This is a genomic window from Bacillus aerius (assembly GCF_029894105.1).
GTDB lineage: Bacteria > Bacillota > Bacilli > Bacillales > Bacillaceae > Bacillus > Bacillus altitudinis.
This window is the reverse complement of sequence record NZ_JARYHO010000001.1, coordinates 2,436,876-2,459,727: the sequence shown is the minus strand read 5'-3', so window position 1 is coordinate 2,459,727 and position 22,852 is coordinate 2,436,876. Positions and strand designations below refer to the sequence as shown.

The 22,852-nt window shown below is 42.6% G+C and carries 21 protein-coding genes, 1 other RNA gene and 1 other annotated feature; of the genes, 17 read left to right on the top strand and 5 right to left on the bottom strand.

Annotated elements, in window-relative coordinates; all coding sequences use genetic code 11:
- Window positions 1-46: 46 nt before the first annotated feature.
- The 4 genes from recJ (at window position 47) to dtd (ending at window position 5,731) form a co-directional block, all read left to right on the top strand.
- A complete protein-coding gene (gene recJ, locus M2353_RS12735; RefSeq protein WP_284725523.1) occupies window positions 47-2,380 on the top strand; it encodes a single-stranded-DNA-specific exonuclease RecJ in 2,334 nt (777 codons plus the stop codon).
- A gap of 23 nt (window positions 2,381-2,403) precedes the next feature.
- Complete coding sequence (locus M2353_RS12730; RefSeq protein ID WP_008342729.1) at window positions 2,404-2,916, top strand: adenine phosphoribosyltransferase; 513 nt, start codon at window positions 2,404-2,406, stop codon at window positions 2,914-2,916.
- 142 nt (window positions 2,917-3,058) lie between these two features.
- Window positions 3,059-5,269, top strand: coding sequence for a RelA/SpoT family protein (locus M2353_RS12725; RefSeq protein WP_008342726.1), 2,211 nt, complete (start codon window positions 3,059-3,061; stop codon window positions 5,267-5,269).
- 18 nt (window positions 5,270-5,287) lie between these two features.
- Window positions 5,288-5,731: a D-aminoacyl-tRNA deacylase gene (gene dtd / locus M2353_RS12720; protein ID WP_008342725.1), complete on the top strand. Its 444-nt coding sequence runs from the start codon at window positions 5,288-5,290 to the stop codon at window positions 5,729-5,731.
- A 93-nt stretch (window positions 5,732-5,824) separates the two neighbouring features.
- Here dtd and M2353_RS12715 read toward each other — a convergent pair whose 3' ends face one another.
- Window positions 5,825-7,378, bottom strand: a complete 1,554-nt coding sequence (locus tag M2353_RS12715; RefSeq protein WP_425332884.1) for an N-acetylmuramoyl-L-alanine amidase family protein — start codon at window positions 7,376-7,378, stop codon at window positions 5,825-5,827.
- A gap of 164 nt (window positions 7,379-7,542) precedes the next feature.
- Here M2353_RS12715 and M2353_RS12710 point away from each other — a divergent pair, with 164 nt between their 5' ends.
- From M2353_RS12710 to M2353_RS12690, 5 genes are all read left to right on the top strand, one after another.
- Window positions 7,543-7,713, top strand: coding sequence for a YrzK family protein (locus M2353_RS12710; protein WP_003216250.1), 171 nt, complete (start codon window positions 7,543-7,545; stop codon window positions 7,711-7,713).
- 58 nt (window positions 7,714-7,771) lie between these two features.
- Window positions 7,772-8,011 (top strand) — a binding site (T-box leader).
- A gap of 73 nt (window positions 8,012-8,084) precedes the next feature.
- Window positions 8,085-9,359 (top strand): histidine--tRNA ligase, encoded by a 1,275-nt coding sequence (hisS, locus tag M2353_RS12705; protein ID WP_072368032.1) that lies wholly within the window; start codon window positions 8,085-8,087, stop codon window positions 9,357-9,359.
- An 18-nt stretch (window positions 9,360-9,377) separates the two neighbouring features.
- Entirely contained in the window at window positions 9,378-11,156 is a 1,779-nt protein-coding gene (gene aspS, locus M2353_RS12700) for an aspartate--tRNA ligase (protein WP_026050119.1), read from the top strand.
- A gap of 77 nt (window positions 11,157-11,233) precedes the next feature.
- Window positions 11,234-11,414: non-coding RNA, 6S RNA (ssrS, locus tag M2353_RS12695), on the top strand.
- A 92-nt stretch (window positions 11,415-11,506) separates the two neighbouring features.
- Window positions 11,507-12,271, top strand: coding sequence for a tRNA threonylcarbamoyladenosine dehydratase (locus tag M2353_RS12690; protein ID WP_008342718.1), 765 nt, complete (start codon window positions 11,507-11,509; stop codon window positions 12,269-12,271).
- Between the two features lie 33 nt (window positions 12,272-12,304).
- On the opposite strand, the gene M2353_RS12685 is transcribed toward M2353_RS12690, so the two are convergent.
- Window positions 12,305-13,570, bottom strand: coding sequence for a replication-associated recombination protein A (locus M2353_RS12685; protein WP_008342715.1), 1,266 nt, complete (start codon window positions 13,568-13,570; stop codon window positions 12,305-12,307).
- 207 nt (window positions 13,571-13,777) lie between these two features.
- Between M2353_RS12685 and cymR the strand changes: the two genes are divergently transcribed.
- From cymR to M2353_RS12645, 8 genes are all read left to right on the top strand, one after another.
- Entirely contained in the window at window positions 13,778-14,197 is a 420-nt protein-coding gene (gene cymR, locus M2353_RS12680; RefSeq protein WP_008342713.1) for a cysteine metabolism transcriptional regulator CymR, read from the top strand.
- A gap of 18 nt (window positions 14,198-14,215) precedes the next feature.
- Window positions 14,216-15,358, top strand: a complete 1,143-nt coding sequence (locus tag M2353_RS12675) for a cysteine desulfurase family protein (protein WP_008342711.1) — start codon at window positions 14,216-14,218, stop codon at window positions 15,356-15,358.
- Between the two features lie 94 nt (window positions 15,359-15,452).
- Window positions 15,453-16,571, top strand: coding sequence for a tRNA 2-thiouridine(34) synthase MnmA (mnmA, locus tag M2353_RS12670; RefSeq protein ID WP_284725521.1), 1,119 nt, complete (start codon window positions 15,453-15,455; stop codon window positions 16,569-16,571).
- Between the two features lie 61 nt (window positions 16,572-16,632).
- Window positions 16,633-17,286 carry a tetratricopeptide repeat protein gene (locus M2353_RS12665; protein ID WP_008342707.1) on the top strand — a complete coding sequence of 218 codons (654 nt, stop codon included), beginning with the start codon at window positions 16,633-16,635 and terminating at the stop codon, window positions 17,284-17,286.
- A 19-nt stretch (window positions 17,287-17,305) separates the two neighbouring features.
- On the top strand, window positions 17,306-19,690 hold the full coding sequence (recD2, locus tag M2353_RS12660) for an SF1B family DNA helicase RecD2 (RefSeq protein WP_284725520.1): 2,385 nt from the start codon (window positions 17,306-17,308) through the stop codon (window positions 19,688-19,690).
- A 90-nt stretch (window positions 19,691-19,780) separates the two neighbouring features.
- The gene (locus tag M2353_RS12655) at window positions 19,781-20,239 is read left to right on the top strand and encodes a PRC-barrel domain-containing protein (protein ID WP_284725519.1); all 459 of its coding nucleotides are present in this window, start codon (window positions 19,781-19,783) and stop codon (window positions 20,237-20,239) included.
- A 13-nt stretch (window positions 20,240-20,252) separates the two neighbouring features.
- Window positions 20,253-20,444: a hypothetical protein gene (locus tag M2353_RS12650; protein WP_003216308.1), complete on the top strand. Its 192-nt coding sequence runs from the start codon at window positions 20,253-20,255 to the stop codon at window positions 20,442-20,444.
- 20 nt (window positions 20,445-20,464) lie between these two features.
- Window positions 20,465-20,596: a YrzQ family protein gene (locus M2353_RS12645; RefSeq protein ID WP_008342695.1), complete on the top strand. Its 132-nt coding sequence runs from the start codon at window positions 20,465-20,467 to the stop codon at window positions 20,594-20,596.
- 38 nt (window positions 20,597-20,634) lie between these two features.
- On the opposite strand, the gene M2353_RS12640 is transcribed toward M2353_RS12645, so the two are convergent.
- From M2353_RS12640 to M2353_RS12630, 3 genes are all read right to left on the bottom strand, one after another.
- Window positions 20,635-21,285, bottom strand: coding sequence for an amino acid ABC transporter permease (locus M2353_RS12640; RefSeq protein ID WP_008342693.1), 651 nt, complete (start codon window positions 21,283-21,285; stop codon window positions 20,635-20,637).
- Window positions 21,286-21,300: 15 nt separating this feature from the next.
- Entirely contained in the window at window positions 21,301-21,954 is a 654-nt protein-coding gene (locus M2353_RS12635; protein ID WP_007501460.1) for an amino acid ABC transporter permease, read from the bottom strand.
- 80 nt (window positions 21,955-22,034) lie between these two features.
- Window positions 22,035-22,844 (bottom strand): transporter substrate-binding domain-containing protein, encoded by an 810-nt coding sequence (locus tag M2353_RS12630; RefSeq protein ID WP_284725518.1) that lies wholly within the window; start codon window positions 22,842-22,844, stop codon window positions 22,035-22,037.
- Window positions 22,845-22,852 lie beyond the last annotated feature (8 nt).

Genomic DNA, 22,852 nt, shown 5'->3' with positions numbered 1-22,852 from the left:
CCCCTCAGTCCACTCTAGTATAATAGTGTGGTTGAGGGGTGAATTTATGTTATTATCCAAAATGCGTTGGGAATATGAACATCCTAGCGAAGAAAAAGTGAAATCACTCTCTGAAAATCTGAATATTTCAGCGCTGACTGCATCACTTCTTGTACAAAGAGGGCTCGAAGAAGTAGAAGAAGCGAGGTCTTTTTTATTTGATCAAAAAGCCGAATTTCATGATCCATTCTTATTAAAAGGAATGAAAGAAGCAGTAGAGCGCATCAACAAAGCGATCGAAGAGCAGGAATCGATTGTGATCTTCGGAGATTATGATGCAGATGGTGTGACAAGTACGTCTGTACTTTTACATACACTTAAAGAACGATCTGCGAAGGTAGACTTTTATATTCCAGATCGATTTAAAGAAGGATATGGGCCAAACGAACAGGCTTTCCGATATATCAAAGAGCAAGGAGCATCGCTTGTCATCACCGTGGATACAGGGATCGCTTCTGTAAATGAAGCACGTATTGCAAAAGAAATAGGATTAGACCTGATCATCACAGATCACCATGAACCAAGCGAGGAACTGCCTGAGGCACTTGCGATTGTACATCCTAAGCAGCCAGGGTGTGAGTATCCGTTTAAAGAGCTGGCGGGTGTCGGTGTGGCGTTTAAAGTGGCACATGCACTCCTCGGTAAACTCCCAGTAGAATTATTAGATCTTGCTGCAATCGGTACAATTGCGGATCTTGTCCCGCTGTATGATGAAAATAGATGGATTGCCAAAAAAGGTCTGATGCAGCTTCGTCAATCTAGACGGCCTGGATTAAAAGCTTTATTAAAAGAAGCAGGCGCCACTCTTGAAGAAGCAAATGAGGAAACGGTCGGCTTTCAAATTGCGCCAAGGCTGAATGCTGTTGGACGAATTGAGCAGGCAGATCCGGCTGTTCATCTTCTCATGACTGAGGATATGGATGAAGCAGAAGAACTCGCTCGTTTTGTACAAGAATTGAACAAAGAACGGCAGAAAATTGTGAGTACGATCACGGAAGAAGCCATTCAAATGGTCGAAGAGACAGGTGCTGACCAGTCTGCTATCGTCGTAGCAAAAGCTGGCTGGAATCCAGGCGTTGTCGGCATTGTTGCCTCAAAATTGACGGATACATTTTCTCGTCCGGCGATTGTGCTTGGAATAGATGAAGAAACGCAGATGGCGAAAGGGTCAGCCCGAAGTATTCCTGGCTTTGATTTATTTTTCCATTTGAGCAAGTGCCGTGACATCCTGCCGCATTTCGGTGGACACCCGATGGCAGCAGGAATGACACTTCGAGCGGATGATGTTCCTTTACTTAGGGAAAGATTGAATCAATATGCAAATGAAACGTTGACAGAAGAAGATTTCATTCCAATTCAACGGGTCGATGCAGTATGTAAAGTGGACGAAATGACGGTGCAAGCCATTGAAGAAGTGGGGCTGCTGTCCCCGTTTGGCATGCAGAATCCTAAGCCGTTCATTATGATTGAAGACGCCCAGCTTGAAGACATCCGAACGATCGGGGCCAATCAAAATCACATTAAAATGTCACTAAAAGACGAAGACAAGCTGCTCGACTGTGTCGGTTTTCACCAAGGCAAACTAAAAGAAGAACTTGTCCCAGGGAGTCAAATTTCTGTCGTTGGCGAGGTCTCGATTAATGAATGGAATAACCGAAAGAAACCTCAGCTCATGCTAAAAGACGCTAGAGTCGATGAATGGCAGCTGTTTGATTTACGCGGGAAAAAAGATTGGGAAAAGAAAGTATCAACACTTGATCCAGCAAAAACGATGGTCTTCTGTTTTGACGAAGAAACAAAAAAGCAATCGGAGCTGGTGGATATTCCGATTCATCTTATTGATGCAGAAAATGTATCCACGTTTGATGTGCAGGAAAAGTATGTGATCTTTGCCGATGTTCCTGCCGATGAACACTTGCTCAAGCTGCTTTTAGAAAATCAACAACCAGCAAGAATTTATACGGTGTTTCAGCGGAAAGAAGATCACTTTATGTCCTCATTCCCGAGCCGTGATCAATTCAAATGGTTTTATGGGTTCTTGTTCAAACGGGGAAGTTTTCCTATTAAAGAACAAGGCATGGAGCTTGCCAAACATAGAGGTTGGACAAAAGATACAATCATTTTTATGACAAAGGTGTTTTTTGAACTCGGTTTTGTTAAAATAGAGAATGGTGTGCTGTCAATAGTGCGTGATGCCCCTAAAAAAGATTTAACCGCATCATCGTCTTATACAGCAAAACAACGATTGATGGAACTCGATCAAACACTAACATATTCCTCAGCCAAAGAGCTGAAGGAATGGCTGAATAGCATGATGAGCGAAGTCTCACCTGTGCTTTGACGTACGAGGAGGAAAAGGAAAAGATGGATTTAAAACAATATGTGACAGTTGTACCTGACTACCCAAAGGAAGGTGTACAATTTAAAGATATTACAACGTTAATGGATAAAGGCGAAGTGTACCGTTATGCAACGGATCAAATCGTTGAATACGCGAAGGAAAGAGACATTGATCTGATTGTTGGCCCTGAAGCGCGCGGATTCATTATTGGCTGCCCTGTAGCATACGCACTTGGTGTAGGTTTTGCCCCAGTTCGTAAAGAAGGAAAGCTTCCTCGTGAAGTCATCAAAGTCGATTACGGTTTGGAATACGGTAAAGATGTATTAACGATTCATAAAGATGCAATTCGTCCTGGTCAGCGTGTACTGATCACAGATGATTTGCTTGCGACAGGTGGAACGATTGAAGCATCCATCAAGCTGGTTGAGGAATTAGGCGGCGTTGTGGCAGGGATTGCATTTTTAATTGAGCTGACGTATCTTGATGGCAGAAAGAAGCTTGACGGTTACGACATCTTGACGTTAATGCAATACTAATGGAGTTTTACGCAAAAAGCACTCAGTAAGAAGGGTGCTTTTTTCCTATCAAAAATCTTTTAGCGGACTTCTTCTCTTTACATCTATCGAATTTTTCTTGATAATAAACTACAATACAGTTTTCATTTAAAAAGGTGATTCCATGGCGAACGAACAAGTTTTAACGGCGCAGCAGGTCATTGATAAGGCAAGAGAATACCTGTCCGCTGAACATATTCAATTTATAGAGCGTGCATACGAATATGCTGAAAATGCTCACAAGGAGCAATACCGGAAATCCGGTGAGCCCTATATTATCCATCCTATTCAAGTGGCGGGAATTCTTGTTGATCTTGAAATGGATCCTTCGACCATTGCTGGCGGCTTCTTGCATGATGTTGTCGAAGACACGGATGTGACATTAGAAGATTTAAAAGAGCATTTTAACGAAGAAGTAGCCATGCTTGTTGATGGTGTGACAAAGCTCGGAAAGATTAAATATAAATCACAAGAAGAACAACAGGCTGAAAACCATCGTAAAATGTTTGTTGCAATGGCGCAGGATATTCGCGTCATCTTAATTAAGCTGGCAGACCGTCTTCACAATATGAGAACACTCAAACACCTTCCGCAGGAAAAGCAGCGAAGAATTTCAAATGAAACCCTTGAGATCTTTGCACCGCTTGCGCACAGATTAGGGATTTCAAAGATTAAGTGGGAGCTTGAAGATACAGCCCTCCGCTATTTAAATCCGCAGCAATACTACCGGATTGTGAATCTCATGAAGCGTAAACGAGCGGAACGTGAGGAATACTTGGACGAGGTTGTCAATGAAGTAAAAGACCGCGTGTCTGAGGTGAACATTAAGGCTGAATTCTCCGGCAGACCGAAACATATTTATAGTATTTATCGAAAAATGGTCATGCAAAATAAGCAATTTAATGAAATATATGATTTGCTGGCTGTACGTATTTTGGTTGACAGCATTAAAGACTGCTATGCGGTACTTGGTATTATTCATACATGCTGGAAGCCGATGCCAGGCAGATTTAAGGATTATATTGCGATGCCAAAGCCGAATATGTATCAGTCTCTTCATACAACGGTGATTGGTCCAAAAGGGGACCCGCTTGAAGTTCAGATTCGTACAGTGGAGATGCACGAAATTGCTGAATACGGAATTGCCGCACACTGGGCGTATAAAGAAGGCAAAGAGTCAGCAGAATCGACGGAAGAAGCCGTTTTCCAGAAGAAGCTGTCTTGGTTTAGAGAAATCCTTGAATTCCAAAATGAATCCACAGATGCGGAAGAATTTATGGAATCGTTAAAAATCGATCTCTTCTCTGATATGGTGTTTGTATTTACACCAAAAGGAGACGTCATAGAGCTGCCGTCTGGTTCAGTTCCAATTGATTTCTCATACCGAATTCATTCGGAAATTGGGAATAAAACAATCGGAGCCAAGGTCAACGGTAAAATGGTCACACTTGATCATAAGTTAAAAACAGGTGACATTATTGAAATTCTGACATCTAAGCATAGCTATGGACCAAGCCAGGATTGGGTCAAACTTGCCCAAACCTCCCAAGCGAAGCACAAGATCAGACAGTTTTTCAAGAAACAGCGCCGTGAAGAAAATGTCGAAAAAGGCCGAGAACTTGTGGAGAAAGAAATCAAAAACCTTGAGTTCGATGTCAAAGACATCTTGACCGCTGAAAATCTGCAAAAAGTGGCCGATAAATTTAATTTCTCAAATGAAGAGGACATGTATGCAGCTGTTGGTTATAACGGAATTACGGCACTCCAAGTGGCGAATCGTTTAACGGAAAAAGAAAGAAAACAAAGAGATCAGGAAGAGCAAGAGAAAACCGTTCAAGAAGTGTCTGTAGAGTCAAAACCATATCACGGGAAAAAACGAGAAGCTGGCGTGCGAGTGAAAGGCATTGATAACTTGCTTGTCCGTTTATCTAAGTGTTGTAATCCTGTTCCTGGTGATAGCATTGTTGGCTTTATTACAAAAGGCCGTGGCGTATCTGTTCACCGTGATGACTGTCCGAACGTGAAGACAGGAGAAGCGCAGGAACGGTTAATCCCGGTTGAGTGGGAGCATGAACAGCCTGCTCGAAACCGTAAAGAATACAATGTGGAAATTGAAATATTAGGATATGACAGACGCGGCTTACTTAATGAGGTGCTTCAAGCAGTCAACGAAACCAAAACGAACATCTCGTCGGTTTCTGGTAAGTCTGATCGTAACAAAGTGGCGACGATCCATATGGCGATCTTTATCCAAAATATTAACCATTTGCACAAAGTGGTAGAACGCATCAAACAAATCAAAGACATTTACTCAGTTCGCCGATTTATGAATTAGAAAGGAAGTATATCGTCTATGAGGCTTGTTGTTCAGCGTGTGACGAGTGCATCTGTGAAAGTAGAAGAAGAGATCACAGGTGCCATCAATGAAGGCTATATGGTGCTCGTTGGGGTTACACATGAAGACACAGAAGAAGATGTGCATTACTTAGCTGAAAAGCTCGCACACTTGCGTATTTTTGAAGATGAAAACGGGAAAATGAATCATTCTTTGTTAGATGTAAAAGGGAGTGTGCTGTCTGTGTCTCAATTTACCCTTTATGGTGATACGAGAAAAGGCAGACGGCCGAACTTTATGAAAGCTGCCAAACCGGATGTAGCGAATTCACTTTACGAATGCTTCAATGAAACGCTTAGAGAAAAAGGCATCCATGTTGAAACTGGACGTTTTGGGGCGATGATGGACGTCTCATTGACCAATTCGGGGCCTGTCACCATGTTGATGGACAGCAAAGAATAGAAAGACATTAGACTGTAGATAAACTCTTGCTGAGAGTTTGTTTAGAGTCTTTTTCTTTTGGTATCAAAAAAGAGGCGCAGCGGCCTCTTTTTTCTATCGGAAATATTGTTTTAATCCTTCTGTCATTCCTTCTGTCACTCGTTCTTGGTAAGAGGCGCTATAAATGATCGCTTCTTCTTGAGGATTGCTTAAATAGCCGAGTTCATATAAAAGGGAAGGGCGCTTGTTTTCTCTTAAAACAAAATAATCTCCAAATTTGACTCCTTTATCAGGGATCTGTGATCGTTTTGCGACTTCCGTATGAACGCTTGTCGCCAGACGTTGATCTTTGGATGCCTGATAATAATATGCGGTGCTCCCTCTGATACTTGGGTCCATAAAGCTATCATAATGAAGACTAATAAATGCATCTGCATTTCGGTAATGTGAAGTGGCAACCCTCGATTGAAGGCTGATGAATGTATCATCACTTCTTGTTAAATAGACATTTGCTCCAGAAGCTCTTAACTTACCCGCCAGCAAATGAGCGGTTTTGATCGTGATATTCTTTTCAAATGCACCGTCTGCGCCGATCGTGCCGCTGTCTTTTCCGCCATGACCAGGATCAAGAACAATTGTTTTGCCTTTTAAAGATCCAGTGCTAGACGATGAATCCTGCTGAGGTCTTGGTGCTTCGCTGCTATTTTTCTTTGTTTGAACGACCCAGCTCGCCACGTAGCCTGTTCCGCCGTTTGATAATGTCACCTCGTACCAGTCACCTTGCGTACGAACAATTTGATAAGCAGCTCCTTTTGTTCCTCTTTCTGCAATACCAGCAGAGGTAGAAGCGCTTTTTCTAATATTCGTTCCATCATAAACGATGTACGCTTTCTGATGAGATGACGAAGAGGATGAATTCTTTTCAGGTGCTGAACTTGTTCCTTGGCTTGAGACAATATAATAACTTGCAACCCAGCCTTTAATGCCTTTTGCTTCGATTTCATACCAGCCATTTTGCTCCCGTAAAATGGTGACTTGAGTGTTGCGGGAAAGTGAAGCGGCTACTTGTGCATTTGGTGCCGCCGATTTTCGAACATTCAAGCTTGATACGCCAACTGTGCCGGACTGTTTAGAACGAGCGGGCTCAGCTGAACTGGATGAAGAAGCGTTTTGTCCGCCGGAAATATAATCAGAGTGGACCCAGCCTTGCGCTTGTTTGTACGATATTTTTGTCCATTCGCCGCTTGTGTCCAGCTTTTTAGCGGAAGCGCCCTGCGGGAAAGTGCCAATGACTTGATAGGAAGTCCCTGGGCCTGTCCGAATGCGAAGGTCGGAGGCTGTTGACGTAATCGAACTGCTTCCTTGCGTACTTTGACCTTGCGTCTTTTGCTTAGCAGGCTTTTGTGCATCAGATGACTTGGTAATCAGCCATGAGACGACCCAGCCTTTTTGTCCGTTCGATAGCCCGATCTGTACCCATTCTCCTTGTTCAGTGAGAATGGGATAGCTTTCTCCTCGTTTCACAACTGCTGCGATCCCGTAGCTTAAACCAGGTCCGGTTCGCACATTGATTTCATCTGTTGCAACGACAGCTTGATCTGTTTGAGCCGTCGCATGTGTCATTGGCCAAGTGCTGGCAATGAGGATAAAACAGGTGAGCAGCAACATGATGTGATGGTGTGTTTTCAGATTCAAAACGGTGTTTTCCCCTCCCTTGTAAAACCGATGAATGTTAATTCGTTATGTAATGGATGAATTCCTTGCAGTTTCCCTAATAAAAATGAATCAATCTGTTTATACTAGATAAAAATGTGATAAAAGGATGTACAAACATGAGATTAAGCAGAAAATTAGGACGAGTGCAATATAATGGACATCGTGATATCGACCGCTGGCAGCACGACGAAATGGATCAACCAGGCTTCCTTGAAGAAACGGCATCTGAATACGGATGCACGTCAAAAGAAGAGCTGGAAAAGAAAAAGAGACACGGCAAGGGTTGACAGAGTGGCAGCACCGACCTTATTATAATATAAATCAACACACTTGAAAATTTAAAATGTGGAACTGATGATAGAGAATAGTAGGGTAAATTGCGTGAGCAGAGAGGAATCGCCTTAGGCTGAAAGCGAATCCGCATGGCATTTATCACGAAAGAACACTCTGTAGGTTTCCTGCTGAACACTCAAAAAATGAGTCATTAGGCGGAGAACGTGAATCTGCGTTAAGGATTTGAGCGGGAACATGGCTAGATCATGTTCCAACTAGGGTGGCACCACGGGTATAACTCTCGTCCCTACTATACACATAGTAGAGGCGGGGGTTTTTTATATGTCCACATAAAAAATGAATGATGGTCGTAGGAGGACGAAAAATGAGTTTTAATATTCCAAGAGGCACACAGGATATTTTACCGGGAGAATCAGAACGCTGGCAGTATGTTGAACAAATTGCGAGAGATACATGTGCAGCCTTTCAATACAAAGAAATCCGCACACCGATTTTTGAGCATACGGAACTGTTTGCACGAGGAGTAGGCGAGTCAACAGATATCGTTCAAAAAGAGATGTACACATTTGAAGACAAAAAAGGACGTAGCATCACACTTCGCCCAGAAGGCACAGCTTCAACTGTCCGTTCTTATGTTGAAAATAAACTGTTTGCACAGCCTTCACAGCCTACAAAGCTGTACTACATTGGACCAATGTTCCGCTATGAGCGTCCGCAAACGGGAAGATATCGTCAGTTTTATCAATTCGGAATTGAAGCGATCGGTTCAAAAGATCCTGCCATTGATGCAGAGGTCATTTCATTAGCGATGAGTGTGTATGAGAAAGCGGGTCTTTCCAACTTAAAACTCGTCATTAACAGCCTTGGTGACAAAGAAAGCCGTGCAGATTACCGTCAAGCACTTGTCGAGCATTTTGAACCAAGAATTGATGAATTCTGTCACGACTGCCAAATTCGTTTACATCAAAATCCATTGCGTATTCTTGATTGTAAAAAGGACCGCGATCACGAACTGATGGCAACGGCACCATCCATTCAAGATTACTTAAATGAAGAATCACGGACTTATTTTGAAAAAGTAAAACAATACTTAACCGATCTAGGCATTGAATATGTCGTCGATCCAAACTTAGTGCGCGGTCTTGATTATTACAATCACACTGCCTTTGAGATTATGAGTAATGCAGAAGGCTTTGGCGCGATCACAACATTAGCCGGCGGCGGCCGTTATGATGGACTTGTTGAAGGAATTGGCGGTCCTGAATCACCAGGTATCGGCTTTGCGATGAGTATTGAACGTTTTCTATCAGCGATTGATGCAGAGAAGATCGAGCTTCCTGTTCAAGACGGCATTGATTTATATATTGCGGCATTAGGAGATCAAGCAAAAGATTATGCTGTTGGCTTATTGAATCGCCTAAGAAAAGAAGGCATTTCAAGTGAAATGGACTATACAGGGAAAAAGCTAAAAGCACAATTTAAAGCCGCAGACCGCTTGAAAGCCAAGTTTATTGCAGTTCTTGGTGAAGATGAGCTGGCGCAGCAAATTGTAAATGTAAAAGATACGACAACGGGTGAACAAATTGAAGTGAAGCTTGATGAGCTGATTCAAATGATGAAAGCCCACCAGAAAGCGTAAAGAAGGAGTGGAATGTTTGTGTTTGGTAGAACTTTTTATTGTGGAGAAGTAACAGAAGACCAAATTGGTCAAACAGTTGTATTAAAAGGATGGGTACAAAAACGTCGTGACCTTGGTGGATTAATCTTTATTGACCTGCGTGATCGTACAGGCATTGTGCAAGTTGTCTTTCATCCAGACCAATCAAAAGAGGCTCTTGAGACAGCAGAATCGATTCGTAATGAATATGTCCTTGATATTAAAGGGACAGTGGTCGCAAGAGAAGAAGCCACGATCAACCCAAATTTAAAAACAGGTAAAATTGAAATTCAAGTCGACACAGTCACTGTTTTAAATGAAGCCAAGACGCCTCCATTTGTGATTTCTGATCAAGCAGATGAGGTATCAGAAGATGTGCGCTTAAAATACCGCTACCTAGATCTTCGCCGTCCTGCGATGTTTGAAACGATGAAAATGCGACATGAAGTCACAAAAGCATTCCGCCATTTCTTAGATGATCACGGCTTTCTAGACATTGAAACGCCAATTTTAACAAAAAGTACGCCAGAAGGTGCGCGTGACTATCTTGTGCCAAGCCGTGTACACGAAGGAGAATTCTATGCGCTGCCGCAGTCTCCGCAATTATTTAAGCAATTACTCATGGTGTCTGGGATGGACCGCTACTATCAAATCGCTCGCTGCTTTAGAGATGAAGACTTGCGTGCTGACCGTCAGCCGGAATTTACACAAGTCGATATTGAAATGTCCTTTATGAGCCAAGAAGACATCATGACGCTTGCTGAAGAGATGATGGCAAAGGTGATGAAAGATGTCAAAGGTGTTGACCTGACATTGCCATTACCTCGTATGACGTACGATGAAGCGATGAATTCCTATGGTTCTGACAAGCCAGATACCCGATTTGACATGAAGCTTGTCAACATTTCAGATACGGTAAAAGACTCAGATTTCAAAGTCTTCAGCGGTGCTGTAAACAATGGCGGAGCTGTCAAAGCGATTAATGTCAAAGGGGCTGCAGCAAACTACTCAAGAAAAGACATCGATGCACTTGGTGCATTTGCAGCGAACTATGGTGCAAAAGGTCTTGCTTGGCTAAAAGCTGAAGGGACAGAGTTAAAAGGACCAATCGCTAAATTCTTTGATGAGTCCAAACAAGCAGAATTAAAAGAACAGCTTCAAGTTGAAGAAGGCGACCTTTTACTTTTTGTTGCAGATAAGACGTCTGTTGTCCATGATGCGCTTGGCGCACTTCGTTTAAAACTTGGCAAAGAGCTTAAACTCATCGATGAGTCTGTCTTCAATTTCTTATGGGTAGTCGACTGGCCGCTCCTTGAAAAAGATGAAGAAGAAGGCCGCTTCTATGCTGCCCACCATCCTTTCACAATGCCAGTTCGGGATGATCTTGAATTAATTGAAACAAGTCCAGAAGATATGAAAGCTCAAGCGTATGATCTTGTGCTGAACGGCTATGAGCTTGGCGGAGGTTCTATTCGTATTTTTGAAAAGGACATTCAAGAGAAAATGTTTGGTTTACTTGGCTTTTCTAAAGAAGAAGCGTACGATCAGTTCGGCTTCCTTCTTGATGCATTTGAGCATGGTGTGCCTCCGCACGGCGGAATTGCGCTTGGGCTTGACCGCTTAGTGATGCTGCTTGCCGGCCGATCTAACCTAAGAGATACCATTGCGTTCCCGAAAACGGCAAGTGCAAGTTGTGTTCTCACAGATGCTCCTGGCACTGTAAGCGCAGCGCAGCTAGATGAACTGAGTTTGGCTATTAAAACAAAAGTAAAACAGTAAAATAGGCGCATGTTTATAGGCATGTAAACGCTTGAAAAAGGGACATGCCTATGATATGCTTTCATCAACCAATAAATAAAGTCCTGATACGTACGGTGGTTACCTAGTTTTGACCGAACATTTTTTTCTACGGGAGCTTGCCTTTCCTTTCTGCATAAATGCCTCTTCTGAGGACTTATAAAGTGAGGAAGAAAGCACCCACCTGCATGGTGCGGGGTTCAAAACGAAGGAAAAGCTGGCGGCGTGATCGGGACTTTTTTGTGTTTTTTTCTATTTGAGAAGGATGACGGAGAACTCTGAATATGATATGATTCTTTCGATTCATTTTAAATAAAGGTGGAGTGAGGCACTTGTTACATCAGTTTTCAAGAAACGAGCTTGCCATTGGCAAGGAAGGCTTAAATATATTAAAAAACAGTACAGTTGCAGTGCTTGGAGTAGGCGGCGTAGGTTCTTTTGCAGTAGAAGCTCTTGCTCGTTCAGGTGTTGGCCGTATTGTTCTTGTTGATAAAGATGATATTGATATTACAAATGTAAACCGGCAGCTGCCAGCTCTGCTATCAACGGTTGGTCAGCCTAAAGTTGACTTAATGCAGGCAAGAATTGCTGACATCAACCCAGAATGTGAAGTTGTTGCGCTCAAAATGTTCTATACAGAAGAAACATATGAACAATTCTTTGAGTATCCACTTGATTATGTCATTGATGCATCAGATACAATTCATTATAAAATTCATTTAATGAAAGAGTGCCTGAAACGCGATGTGAACATTATTTCGAGTATGGGTGCTGCAAATAAAACAGATCCGACACGCTTTAAAATTGATGACATCTCGAAAACACATACAGACCCAATTGCGAAAGTCGTCAGAACACGCCTGCGGAAGGAAGGCATTCGTAAGGGAATTGAAGTTATTTTCTCTGATGAAAGTCCGATTGTCATTCGTGAAGATGTGAGAAAAGAAGTTGGAAATGATGAAGCGAAAATTCGTAAGGCACAAATGCCGCCATCATCCAATGCATTTGTTCCATCTGTGGCTGGACTGATCATGGGTGGTCATGTCATTATGAAACTGTTAAAAGACATTCCGATTACACGTGTGAAAGATAAATAAATAGCCCGCCTGCTTAGAGCAGGGGGCTTTTTTTTATTTTTGCCGTCTTAAATTTTCATACACTTGCTTTAGTGCACCTTCAAATTTTCCAGTTTGCTTTGGTTCATAATATTGTTTGTTTTTCAGCGGATCAGGTAAATATTGCTGCTTCACCCAGCCATTTTCATAATCGTGCGGATATAAGTAATCGGCGCCCCTTCCAAGTGCTGCTGCTCCTTTATAGTGGGCATCTTTTAAATGAACGGGAACTTCACCAATTTTCCCCGTGCGAATATCATGCAGTGCCGCATCAATCGCTTGGTAAGCGGAGTTTGACTTTGGAGAAAGACACAGTTCAATCACGGCATTAGCGAGTGGAATTCGTGCTTCTGGAAAACCAACTCTCTCAGCTGTTTGAACAGCGCTTAACACACGTGGCCCTGCCTGCGGGCTGGCTAAGCCAATATCTTCATAAGCCATCACAAGTAATCGTCTCGAAATGCTTTCAAGGTCTCCCGCTTCAATGAGTCTTGCAAGGTAATGTAGCGCAGCATCTGCGTCAGATCCTCTGATGGATTTTTGAAAAGCCGAGAGGACATCATAATGGGCATCACCGTTTTTATCATGCGAGAAGCTCTTTTTTTGTAAACATTCTTCTGCTGCAGCTAGAGTGATCGTGATCTGTCCAGATTCATCCGCTTTTGTCGATAAGACGGCTAGTTCAAGCGCATTTAAAGCGGAACGCACATCTCCTCCGCATCCATTTGCAAAATGATTCATTGCCTCCTCATCAACTTTGACCGAATAACCGCCAAGCCCGCGATGTTCATCCTGTAAAGCTCGAGATAATGCAGCTTTAATTTGCTCTGTTTCCAGCGGCTTCAGCTCAAATATTTGTGTCCGGCTGCGGATGGCTGGGTTAATTGCATGATACGGATTAGCTGTTGTCGCGCCAATTAAAATGATCATGCCATTTTCTAAATACGGAAGAAGGAAATCCTGCTTCCCTTTATCGAGTCTGTGGACTTCGTCTAAAATCAAGATGACCTGACCACTCATTTTCGCTTCAGCGGCGACAGCTTCCATATCTTTTTTGTTATGAATCACCGCATTCAATGTACGGAAGGCAATGCTTGTACTGCCAGCAATTGCAGTTGCAATGGATGTTTTGCCGATTCCCGGCGGTCCGTATAAAATCATCGAGGACAAATGTTTTGCCTCGACCATTCGTCTAATAATTTGACCTTCCCCAACGAGATGCTCCTGCCCAATAATGTCTCCAATATGACTTGGGCGCATCCGATACGCTAAAGGTTTCATGATTATCTCTCCTAAAGCAATGTCTTGTTTGTATAGAGTACCGAAATTTCTTCAAATAGAAAAGGGATGCGTCCTCGTTTTGAGCTCAGAACCCGCAAATGAAAGTTGGCTAAAAGTATGATATAATTGCTTTTGGTCTATATAAGCGTATATGAAATCAGAAAAATAATTGATGACATAGAAATAGAAAACGCAGAGGTGTTTAACTTGAAAATTTCTACTAAAGGCAGATATGGTCTGACGATCATGATCGAATTAGCCAAAAAACATGGCGAAGGCCCTACATCATTAAAATCAATCGCTCAAAACAATGATTTGTCTGAGCATTATTTAGAGCAGCTTGTATCACCACTTCGTAATGCACGTCTTGTGAAAAGTATCCGCGGAGCGTATGGCGGCTATGTGCTTGCCCATGAGCCAAACGAGATTACAGCCGGTGATATTATTCGTGTATTAGAAGGACCTATTAGTCCTGTTGAAGTGATTGAAAACGAAGAACCAGCAAAGCGTGCACTTTGGATTCGTATTCGTGATGCAGTAAAAGACGTACTGGACAATACAACTCTTGAAGACTTGGCAAGCTATAAAGATGACGAGGATCAAGAGGCGTATATGTTCTATATTTAGATCAGAGGTGTACCGGAAATGGAACGTATCTATTTAGATCATGCAGCCACAACGCCGATGGATCAGCGAATTGTGGACAAGATGATGCCTTACTTTACAGAGATATTTGGCAATCCCTCTAGTATTCATTCATATGGGCGCGAGGCAAGAAAGTGGCTCGATGAAGCAAGGGAAGTCATTGCAGGAGAATTACACTGTAAGCAGCAGGAGATCATCCTCACAAGCGGGGGAACAGAGGCAGACAACTTGGCCATTACAGGTGTGGCAATGGCAAGGCAGCATGAAGGAAAACATATCATCACAACAAAAACTGAGCATCATGCAGTGCTGCATACATGCGAACGCTTAGAGAAGCTTGGTTTTGATGTGACGTATTTAGATGTGGATCACACTGGATTGATTCATCTTGATCAATTAAAACAAGCACTAAGAGACGATACAATTCTTGTGACCATCATGTACGGCAATAATGAAACGGGTGTGATCCAGCCAATTAAAGAAATTGGTCAACTTTTACACGAACACACTGCTTATTTTCATACAGACGCTGTACAGGCATTTGGGACAATATCAATTGATGTCACAGAACTTCATATCGACCTCTTATCTGCGTCCGGTCATAAACTAAATGGCCCGATGGGAACAGGCTTTTTATATGTGAATGAGCGTGTAAAACTTTCTCCACAGCTATTCGGAGGAGAACAAGAGAGAAAACGCCGTGCTGGCACTGAAAATGTGGCGGGAATCATTGGACTTGCAGAAGCAGTTCAATTAACAAAGCAAAATAGAAGAGAAAAAGCAGTGCATTATGGTAAGCTCAAAGAAGCGATGCTGCAAGTATTCGAAGAGGAATCACTCAATTTCTCTATCAATGGACATCCGAAAGAGACATTGCCGCATATTTTAAATGTCCACTTCCCGGGCGTTTCTATTGAATCGTTACTTGTGAACTTAGATATGGAAGGGATTGCTGTTTCGAGCGGGTCAGCATGTACGGCTGGATCTGTCCTTCCTTCGCACGTATTAAGCGCCATGTATGGTGAAGAAGCAAAAGAGCTGACATCCTCAGTCAGAATAAGCTTCGGTCTTGGAAATGAAGAGGAACATGTGAAGCAGGCGGCGCATAAGATAGCGGCTGTCGTGAAACGCCTAGCCAAATAAATGCTTCCCTTTGTTCGTGTGTGAAAAATGAAACAGCTAGGCACCTGAAGAACGAAACGCGCACGTTGTTTCATTGAAATTGGAGTTGATGAAGATGACAAAAAGACCTGAAGACACAAGAGTTGTGGTCGGTATGTCCGGAGGCGTCGATTCATCAGTTGCTGCGCTCATGTTAAAGGAGCAAGGCTATGATGTGATCGGCATATTTATGAAAAACTGGGATGACACAGATGAAAATGGTGTATGTACAGCAACGGAGGACTATGAGGATGTCATTCGTGTTTGTAACCAGATTGGAATCCCATATTATGCAGTGAATTTCGAGAAACAGTATTGGGACAAAGTGTTTCAATATTTTCTTGATGAATATAAAGCAGGCAGAACGCCGAACCCAGATGTCATGTGTAACAAAGAAATTAAGTTCAAAGCATTTCTTGAGCATGCATTGTCGCTTGGAGCGGATTATTTGGCAACAGGGCACTATGCCCGTGTCGACAGAACAGGCGATGAAGTGAAAATGCTAAGAGGTCTTGATACAAACAAAGACCAAACTTATTTCTTGAATCAGCTGACTCAAGAACAACTTGATAAAGTGTTGTTCCCAATCGGCGATTTAGAGAAAAAAAGAGTGCGTGAATTAGCAAAAGAAGCAGAGCTCGCAACAGCAACGAAAAAAGATTCTACGGGCATCTGCTTTATTGGGGAAAGAAACTTTAAAATGTTCCTTAGCCAATATTTGCCTGCACAGCCCGGTGTGATGCAGACAATGGACGGAGAAGTAAAAGGTGAACATGATGGACTCATGTATTACACGATCGGTCAACGCCAAGGACTTGGCATTGGCGGAAGCGGTGATCCGTGGTTTGTTGTTGGGAAGGACTTAGAGAAAAATATCTTATTTGTTGAACAAGGCTTCCACAATCCGCTTTTATACTCTGAAAGTATTTCAGCTGTTAACATCAGCTGGACTCGTCCTCATATTGTCGGCGAAAACGGTGAACTCACATGCACAGCGAAATTCCGATACCGTCAAGAAGACCATCATGTAAAAGTCAAAATGACAGGTGAGCAGGAAGCAATGGTGATCTTTGATGAACCCGTTCGTGCTGTTACTCCAGGACAAGCTGTTGTTTTTTATGATGGCGAAGAATGTCTTGGCGGCGGAACCATTGACGATGTCTTTAAAGATGGCCAAAAGCTGTCGTATGTGTAACATGTGTTAAAAACCTCAACGTCGCTGTTGAGGTTTTTTAATGAAAGGATGAAGAGAGCGAATGAATCATAACGAAATCGGTATTGAAGCTTTAAATCAAGGGAACATCGAACAGGCAGCTGAAGCTTTTACGAAAGCCATTGAAGAAAGCCCAAAGGACCCGGTTCCATATATCAACTTTGCGAATTTACTTTCAAGTGTTCATGAATTTGAACGTGCTTTGAACTTCTTTCAAAAAGCCATTGAACTTGATCATACAGCAGCTGCAGCCTATTACGGAGCAGGAAATGTTTACACGATGAAAGAAGACTTTATGAAAGCGAAAGACTATTTTGAGCAAGCGCTACAAGCTGGAATGGAAAACAGTGATTTGTTTTATATGTTAGGGCAGACACTGATGAAATTAGAGCAGCCAAAGCTTGCGATGCCTTATCTTCAGCGTGCAGTTGAGCTAAACGAAGAAGACAACGAAGCAAGATTTCAATTTGGCATGTGCTTAGCGAATGAACATCTGCTGGAGGAAGCGGTCGCAGTCTTTACTGAAGTGATTACGCGAGATCCGCAGCATGCAGACGCCTTTTATAATGCAGGCGTTGCGTATGCGTATTTAGAGAAAAAGGACGAAGCGCTTGAAATGCTAGGAAAAGCCATTGACGTGCAGCCTGATCATATGCTTGCATTGCATGCGCAAAAGCTGATTCAAGAGGCAGAATAACCGGAAGGAGGGAAGACCTGTGCAGGAACATCCAGATCAAATGAAGCTTGAAGACGAACCGTTTTTAAAAGGGACGGTTCAAGCCGTTATTTTCCATAACGAAAGTAATTTATACTCGGTGTTAAAAGTAAAAGTCATTGAAACATCAGAGAATTTAGAGGAAAAAACAGCATCTGTCACAGGCTACTTCCCAGCACTTCATGAGGATGAAACCTACACCTTCTATGGCAAGGTCACAAGTCATCCGAAGTTTGGCGAGCAGTTTCAAGCCACTCATTTTCAAAAGGAAGTCCCTACAACAAAGCAAGGCATCATTCATTATCTCTCTAGTGACTTGTTTGAAGGGATTGGAAAAAAGACGGCGGAAGAAATCGTCGGCAAGCTTGGCAATCAGACGCTTCATCAAATTATGCGTGATCCGTCTGTGTTGTATGACGTCCCTCGCCTGTCAAAAAAGAAGGCCGATAAGCTGGCTGCCGCACTTCAAGAGCATCAAGGGCTTGAGCAAATCATGATCAGCCTGAATCAATATGGTTTTGGTCCTCAGCTTAGCATGAAGATTTACCAAGTATACGAGAGTGAAACGTTGCAGAAAATTGAAGAAAATCCTTATCAGCTCGTCAAAGACGTCGAGGGGATTGGCTTTATTAAAGCAGATGAACTCGGCGCTAGAACAGGGATATCTGGAAATGATCCAGACCGCATTCGTGCAGCCCTTTTGTATACCGTTGAGACAGCAAGCCTGCAGGACGGTCATACGTACATACAAACGAAAGATCTGATCGTCGAAACCCGTAAACTGCTGAATCAAACCGGCAATGACTACAAAGTGACTGAAATGGACGTTGCCAATCAGATCATTGCACTTGGTGAAGGGAAAGAAATGATTATTGAAGATGAGCGCTGTTATCATCCGTCGCTCTTTTATGCGGAGCAAAGTGTGGCAAAACGCATTCAAAAAATTGTCGCTCAAACGGAATATGCAGATCAATTTCCTGAATCAGAATTTCTGCTTGCACTCGGTGAACTGGAGGAACGGCTTGGTGTCCAGTATGCACCAACCCAAAAAGAAGCCATTCAAAAGGCACTCATGTCTCCAATGCTGCTTTTAACAGGCGGACCGGGTACAGGGAAAACGACAGTCATTAAAGGGATTGTCGAGCTTTACAGCGATCTTCACGGCGTATCTCTTGACCCGGGTGATTATAAAAAAGATGAAGCATTTCCGTTCGTGCTTGCCGCACCAACTGGACGTGCTGCGAAACGAATGACCGAATCCACTGGACTTCCTGCTGTGACCATTCACCGGCTGCTAGGCTGGAATGGATCAGAAGGCTTCTCACATGATGAAGACCAGCCGATTGAAGGAAAACTTGTCATCATTGATGAATCGAGTATGCTGGATATTTGGCTGGCGAACCATTTGTTTAAGGCGATCCCAGATCATATTCAAGTCATTATGGTTGGAGACGAACATCAACTTCCATCTGTCGGACCTGGTCAAGTGTTAAGAGACCTGCTTGCTTCACAAGCTATACCGGCAGTGACACTAACTGATATTTACCGGCAGGCAGACGGTTCAACAATTGTTGAACTTGCGCATGATATGAAAAATGGTGTATTGCCAAAGGATATTACTGCACGCTCGAAGGATCGATCCTTTATTCAATGCTCTAGTGACCAAATGAAAGAAGTCATCGAGAAAGTGGTCAGCAATGCTGCGCAAAAGGGTTATTCAGCAAAGGACATACAAGTGCTTGCCCCGATGTATAAAGGAAAAGCAGGCATTAATGAACTGAATAAAATGCTTCAGCAAATTTTGAATCCTAAAAAGCCAAAAGGAAGAGAGATTCCATTTGGTGATGTCGTCTACCGGACAGGTGATAAGGTACTTCAGCTTGTCAATCAGCCGGAGAATAACATTTTTAATGGAGATATTGGCGAAATTGTCTCGATCTTTTATGCGAAAGAAAACACGGAAAAAGAAGATATGGCGGTCATCTCCTTTGATGGAAACGAAATCACGTTTACGAAAAAAGATTTTCATCAATTTACACACGCTTATTGTTGCTCGATTCATAAATCTCAGGGCAGTGAATTCCCAATCGTGGTGCTGCCAGTCGTGAGAAGTTATTATCGAATGCTTCGAAGAAATTTGCTTTACACGGCCATAACACGAAGTAAAAAGTTTTTAATTTTGTGCGGTGAGGAATCAGCATTAGAGTGGGGCGTGAAAAATAATGAAGACTCCCTCAGACAAACATCTTTAACCATGCGTCTTACTGAAACGGAAGAAATCATGGACGCTGAGCTAGCAGCCCTCCAAAAAGAACTTCCTTTCAGCGTACACGATGCCAATATTGGCATGGAGGGAATCACCCCGTTTGATTTTATGCAAGAGTAAATGGCTTCCTTCATGGAAGCCATTTCTTCGTATGAGTCATAGAGGAAACGCACACGATAAGACTGTTCCGAAAAGGTGGTTGATCACATTTTGAGAACATGTCGAGAGCTTGAAGGACTGACGATCTATACAGACGAGCTGTCTCATTCACTTGGGGCGATCAAAGATATTTGCTTTTTAGCCGGCGGCAGCTGCGGGGGATATGTTTTAGATGGGAAAAAGAAAGACTGTGCTTTCATCCCATTCTCAGCTGGCGACAAACTGACAGACAAAGGTCTATATGTGAGCTGCCAGAAGGGCATCGAGATAGATACCTCCGCCCCATCCTTCTTCTTTTCGAAATTAAAAAAGAAAATGATCCGTACGCCAGATGGTGAAACATTAGGTGTTTTGGAAGATGTATACTTTTGTACAAATTCGGGCATAATCGTAGCATATGAACTCTCGGACGGCTTCTTTACAGAGCTATCAGGGATTCGAAAGCAGCTGCATGCTGCCGGAACCTTGATGGATGTTCAAAAGGAAGCACTTGTTCTAAACCGAACGTAAAGAGGTGCTGAGTATGCTCATTTGCCCAAATTGCAAATGTAAAGACATCGGAAAAATTGGGGTCAATCAATATTATTGCTGGGGCTGTTTTATTGAATTGACACTGTCAAAAGGCAAAATATCTACTCACCAAGTGGAGGAAGACGGTACACTAAGCAGTTTAGATGACCTGTTTAGTGACGATGAACGTTCAATTCAACTATAAGTGTTAAGGGGGAATTTCGAATGGGCAAAATGACTTCTTCACTATTAACGCTTGGTGCAGGTGCACTCGCATATCACTTTGCAAGTCGATATGATATGCCATCTAAGCGGGATATGAAAAAGATGAGAAAACGAGTTATGCGAATGCTTTAAACAGAAAGGGACATCCATCATGAGCGGATGTCCTTTTTTTATGCCTGCCTGTACTCTAATCTCCGTGCAAGTATAGACAAGCTGAAGTTCACAACAAAATACATCATGGCCGCCAAGAGGAAAATAGGAAGTAAGTAAGATTGGCTTTGACCATTTAAAATCTGCGCGTGATGCAATAGTTCTGGAAGGGCAATCACAACGGCAAGCGATGTATCTTTTAAAAGAGAAATAAATTGACTGACAATCGGCGGGACCATTCGGCGTAATGCCTGTGGCATGATAATCATTTTTAATGTTTGAATATAGGTTAAACCAGAGGATCTGGCCGCTTCGATTTGTCCTTTATCAATTGATTTTAATCCACTGCGAATGATTTCTGACAGCATGGCAGATTCAAACACGGTTAAAGCCGCAATGGCAGAGGCCGTAATGCTCAGCTTAATACCGATTTCAGGTAGGGCGAAATACGTAAAAAAGATGATCAGCAAAAGCGGCAGGTTCCGAACGGTTTCAACAATGACCGCAAGCACCTTTGATAAAATAGGGATTTGTGCGAACCTCAATGTGCCAACGACTAATCCGATGATAAAGCTTAAAATGATGGAGATAAAAGCCACTTTTAAGGTGACAGCAAATCCTTCAAGTAAAAAGGCGAGATGATCGGGCTGGTAGGCACCTATAAAATCCATTGTGTTTCCTCCTTTCTAGTGGCTTCGGGCTAATCTTTTTTCTAAATAACCAACGCCTAGACTAAGCGGAATGGTCAATAGAAGATAGAACATGGCAACAAAGATGTATACATCAAATGTCACAAACGTTCTCGAAGCGATAAGGTCTCCTTGGTACATCAGATCAAACCCTGCAATGACACCTAAAATAGACGAGTTTTTCACAAGATTGATAAATTGATTCCCAAGTGGTGGAATGACAATTTTGATTGCCTGCGGCAGAATAATATATCGCATCGTTCCGCCATATGACAGACCAGAAGCTCTAGCTGCTTCCATTTGTCCAAGCGGTACAGCTTGTATACCTGCACGAATGGCTTCAGCGATAAAAGCAGACGTATAAATGGAGAGGGCAATGGTTCCTGCTGTAAAGCCATCTGCCACAATGCCAAGTACCGGTAAACCAAAAAAGAACACAAAGGTGATCAATAATAACGGAATATTCCGAATAAATTCCACGTAAGCCGTCCCTAACCAGTTGAGCGGCCTTAGTGGCGCAATTCTCATAATGGCAATGAGTGTACCGATGAAAAAGCTTCCAATCAACGCAATGACACTTGCACCAATCGTATATTTAAACCCTTCTAAATAAAGATGGAAGTTCTCAGTTAAAATGGAAAACCGCAGCAATCAGTTCACTTCCTTCCTAATCAACAGAGGAGCCGGCAAGCGGCTCTCCTGAGGGTGTTGAGATTAATCGAGTCAATTGATTATTCTTTGATCCATTTTTTATGAATCTTGTCATACTCTCCATTATCTTTTAATGCCTTTAACGCTTTATTAATGGCTTCTGTCAATTTTTCATCGCCTTTTTTCACAGCGATGCCATAAGGCTCATCGGTAAATGTTCCGCCAACGACTTCATAATTTGAATCTTCGTCTGCCATGCCAAATAAAATTGCATTATCAGTTGTCAGAACTTGCCCTTGATTTGATTTTAAGGCTGTAAAGGCTTCTTGGTAATTTTCAAATTCTAAAACGGATGCTTCTGGTGCTTTTTCGCGAATGTTTTGAGAAGAAGTGGACCCTTTCACTGCAAGCACCTTCGTACCTTTTTTAAGATCATCAATCGATTGAATGTCGCTGCCTTTTTTCACAAGCAGTGATTGTCCTGCTTCAAAGTAAACATCTGAGAAATTGACCTCTTTTTTACGCTCTTCTGTGATCGTCATTGTGGCAACAATGGCATGAATATCTCCTTTTTGCAGTAAAGGAATCCTTGTTTTAGATGTCACTTCTTTGAATTCTGCTTTTCCTTCATCACCGAGCATTTCTTTAGTGATCGCTTTTGCGATATCAATATCAAACCCTTCAATATCCCCGTTACTAGGATTTTTTAGACCGAATAAACGAGTATCGTTTTTCACACCGAAAACGATTTTTTTGTCTTTCTTAATGGCTTCTAATGAGCTGCCTTGTTTTGCATCAGTTGAGCCTTTCTCGGCAGATCCACAAGCAGCGAGAGCGATCATACAGCAAGTCATCAACAGTAATAGGCCAAAGCGTTTCATTTTTTTCATCAAATTCA